Source organism: Halomonas sp. (assembly GCF_031581305.1).
Lineage (GTDB): Bacteria > Pseudomonadota > Gammaproteobacteria > Pseudomonadales > Halomonadaceae > Halomonas.
In genome coordinates this window covers 1-3,875 of record NZ_JAVLBC010000251.1, presented here as the reverse complement: position 1 = coordinate 3,875, position 3,875 = coordinate 1, and the positions used below count along the sequence as shown (strand labels likewise).

4 protein-coding genes are annotated in these 3,875 nt (G+C 63.9%); 2 read left to right on the top strand and 2 right to left on the bottom strand.

Going from position 1 to position 3,875, the window contains the following annotated elements; translation table 11 throughout:
* Window positions 1–208: 208 nt before the first annotated feature.
* Together dctP and RI841_RS15175 are read right to left on the bottom strand one after the other, a co-directional pair.
* Complete coding sequence (gene dctP / locus RI841_RS15180; protein ID WP_310706471.1) at window positions 209–1,243, bottom strand: TRAP transporter substrate-binding protein DctP; 1,035 nt, start codon at window positions 1,241–1,243, stop codon at window positions 209–211.
* A 111-nt stretch (window positions 1,244–1,354) separates the two neighbouring features.
* A complete protein-coding gene (locus RI841_RS15175) occupies window positions 1,355–2,290 on the bottom strand; it encodes a LysR family transcriptional regulator (RefSeq protein WP_310706470.1) in 936 nt (311 codons plus the stop codon).
* 205 nt (window positions 2,291–2,495) lie between these two features.
* Here RI841_RS15175 and purU point away from each other — a divergent pair, with 205 nt between their 5' ends.
* Window positions 2,496–3,350 (top strand): formyltetrahydrofolate deformylase, encoded by an 855-nt coding sequence (gene purU, locus RI841_RS15170; RefSeq protein ID WP_310706469.1) that lies wholly within the window; start codon window positions 2,496–2,498, stop codon window positions 3,348–3,350.
* 17 nt (window positions 3,351–3,367) lie between these two features.
* A partial coding sequence (locus RI841_RS15165; RefSeq protein ID WP_310706468.1) for an energy-coupling factor ABC transporter permease occupies window positions 3,368–3,875 on the top strand: 508 nt, incomplete at its 3' end.

Sequence of the window (3,875 nt, the reverse complement as noted above, 5' to 3'; positions counted from 1 at the left end):
GGTGCCCCGCCGGCCAGGTAGCGCATGAACACGCCGAAGAGGATCACCGCCAGATCGATGAGCAGCAGGCTGCTGGCAACCGTCAGGGATACGGACCGGCTGATGGCCAGTACGCGAGAGTTCGATAACGCCATATGGGATGCCATCTGTCATGGGGCAGGGGGAGAGCCCCTGCCCGAACTGCAGGACGTCTCAGGGACGGTTTGGCTTACTCGGCCAGGTGGGTCATCCCGGCATCCTCGAGCGCCATGTCGATGAAGGACGGATCGATGTCCTGCTCGCCGAGCCACTCCAGATAGGCCGGCTGGCCCTGCTCGCGAAAGGCTGCCAGCTCGTCCTCGGAGGGCCGGGTCACCTCCATGCCCTGTTCCTCGAGGTAGGCGATGCGCTCGTCGACCCGGGTCTCGTTGTGCTTGCGTGCCATCTGGTTGGCCTCCTCGACCGCTTCCAGGAAGGCCTGGCGCACGGTGTCATCCCAGCCGTCGATCATGGCGCCGTTACCGACCAGGAACTGGTCCGAGTACTGGATGTTGGCCAGTGTCAGATAGTCCTGCACTTCATAGAGGCTACCCATGATGATGTACATCGGCGGGTTCATCTGGCCATCGGCAACGCCGGTCTTCAGCGCCATGTAGACCTCGGTCCAGGGGATCGGCGTGCCGGATGCCCCGAAGGCTTCGTACAGCGCGACCTGGCTGGGGTCCATCGCGCGAAAGCGCAGGCCCTCGAAGTCGCTGGGGGAGGAGATGGGTTTCTCATCATTGGTGAAGGCCAGGAAGCCGCCTTCCTCGACCACGGCCAGCAGCTCTACGCCGGTGCGCTCACGCAGGTCGTTCTCGACGGCCTGCCAGTACTGGCCTTCATCGAAGAAGCTGCGAGCCGAGGCGAAGTCATCGAAGAGGAAGGGAATGGCACTCACGAACACTTCCGGCACCAGAGGTGACATGCCGGCGAAGGAGGCGATGTTCAGGTTGGGGCTGTTCATCGTCTGCTCCATGCGCTCCTGTTCCTCACCCAGCATGCTGTTGGGGTAGAGCTTGAGCTCGAGCTCGCCGTCGGTCTTCTTCTCGACCAGCTCCTTGAGGTTGGTGGCGAAGACATGCACGGCATTCTTGTCGGGATCCGGGGCGCCGTTGTAGCTCAGGTTCACGCTCGTGGCGGCATGCGCCTGACCAGCCAGGACACCCGCTGCCAGTACGGCGGCGGTGAGGGAGGAAACGGCAAACGATCGAGTGGGATTCATGCTTGGACTCCGGGTGTTGTTGTTGGCGGAACTTCCGGCCTGTCGGCCGGTGTATCAGCAGGCTAGGCGTTGATGCGTTGACTTATCAAACACGAGAGCGTTGCTTTATCATCAACATCTGGCATTCAGCAGGCGCGGGGCATCCGCATTGAAAAAGCGCATCCCGTGGCACAGATCCTCCAGACAGGCATTCGCGGCCACTGTGAGCTCGCGGCCGGCGAGGCTGACGATCTGGGCCCGGGCATCACTGAGCACGGGATAAGCCATGGGGAGCACAGTGATATCCCCCTGCTTAACCTCCTCGGCGACGGTCAACTCGGGCATGAAGGTCACTCCGATGCCCGAACGTACGAAATTCTTCAGCACGGCCACCGAGTTGGTGTGAAGGCGGGCCTGAAGAAAGATGCGCTCCTGATGGGCCACGGCATTGACCATCTGGCGCATGCCGAAGGGATTGTCCATCAGACCGATCGGCCATCGCACCAGATCCTGCAGGGATACCGGCTGCGGAAAACGGGCAAGTTCGTGGTCGGTGGGAACGATCAGGTCCAATGGCTGGCGTGTTTCGACATGGCAGGTCAGCTGCGGGTCGACAGGGGGCGCATAGAGGAGGGCGAGCTCGACTTCGCGATCCTTGACCAGCGCCATGGCCTCGTTGACCCCAGCCATGACCACCTCCAGCTCGATCCCCGGATAGGTGGTCATGAAGGCCTGCAGGGGGGCTGATATCAGGTCGGCAATGAAGCCTTCGCCCACCGCAATGCGGACATGGCCGCTGACCAGCCCCTGCAGCGCCGACAAGCGGGAAATCACGGCGTCTTCAGCCGCCTGCTGGGTATGGTAATGATCGACGAGCAGGCGTCCCGCCTCGGTCACCTTGATGCCGCCGGTATGGCGTTCCAGCAGTCGGGTGTCGAGATGTTCCTCGAGATAGCGTATCTGCCGGCTGATGGCCGAGACATCGATGCCGAGGTAGGTGGCTGCCTTTCGCAGTGATCCGCGACGAATCACTTCGCTCAGGTAGGACAGGGCGCGGGTATTGAGCATCGGCCGCAGTACCTCGTGTCGGTCGTGAAGGGAAAGGCATCAGTCACTATACCGATGGTGGGGCAAGCACCGCAGGGTCACGTCGATCCCGAGGGAGGAGTCGACGAACTCGCAAGGCTCTCAGCTCCGCCTCGGTGCGTGCCCGAAGCGGCTGTTTTGGCTACAATGTCGCCTCCCAGCCACAGCCGCAACCCGGGATCATCCGATGTCACACTACTACCGCCTGGTGGTTTCCTGTCCCGATCGTCTGGGCATCGTCGCCAGGGTCTCCAACTTCATTGCCGGTCACGGTGGCTCGATCACCGAGGCCAGCCAGCACTCCGATCTGGAGGCGGGGCGCTTCTTCATGCGCTACGAGATTCTGGCCGATTCGGTGGGCATGCCGCCGGAGGCGCTGCGCGAGGCCTTCGCGCCGATCGCCGAGGAATTCGAGATGACCTGGGCGCTCACCGACACCCGCCAGCGGCGTCGAGTGGTGCTGATGGTGTCGCGGGAGACCCACTGCCTGGTGGACCTGCTCTATCGCTGGACGGCGGGAGAACTCGACTGCGACATCGCCTGCGTGATCTCCAACCATGAGGACATGCGCGGCCTGGTGGAGTGGCACGGCATCCGCTACCACCATGTGCCGGTCAAGGCCGACGACAAGCAGGCCGCCTTCGCCGAGGTTCAGCGGCGGGTGGACGATGCCCACGCCGACTGCGTGGTGCTGGCGCGCTACATGCAGATCATGCCGTCCGAGCTCTGCGAGCGCTTCCAGGGACGGATGATCAATATCCACCACAGCTTCCTGCCGTCGTTCGTCGGGGCCAGGCCCTATCATCAGGCGCACCAGCGCGGGGTGAAGCTGATCGGCGCCACCTGCCACTACGTCACCGAGGAGCTCGATGCCGGGCCGATCATCGAGCAGGACATCCACCGGGTCAGCCACTGCCATACCCCCGACGACCTGGTGCGTTTCGGCCGGGATGTGGAGAAGGCGGTGCTGGCCCGCGGCCTGCGCTGGCACCTGGAGGATCGCGTGCTCATCCACGGCAACAAGACCGTGGTCTTTGCCTGACGGGGTGGGGAGAGCTCATGACGATGGCCGAACCGGTACTCGCCCCCTGGCTGCTGTGGCTCTGCGGCCTCGTTGCGCTGGTCGTCGTCGGCCTGGCGCTGCGCAAGCGTCCCTGGCTGGCGCTGCTCGACGACCATCCCCTGCAGCATCGCTGGCTGGCCGCCACCGTCATGGTGATGCTGCTCTGGCAACTGCGCGCCCAGGCCGTGGACTGGCTGACCCTGCACCTGATGTTCACCGCCCTTATGACCCTGGTCTTCAAGGCGCCGCTGGCGCTGCTTTCGATCACCGCCATCAATATCGCCATGGTCCTGCTGGGGCGTGTCGACTGGTCGCTGCTGGGGGTGAACGTGCTGGTTACCGGGGTGGTGCCGGCGCTGGTGATGGGCATCGTCTGGCGCCTGGTCGACCGCCGCCTGCCCGACAACCTGATGGTGTTCCTGTTTGTCTGCGGCTTCTTCGGCTCGGCGCTTGCCACCTTGGCTGCCGGCCTTGCCGCGGTGGGGCTGATGGCCCTGGGCGCCT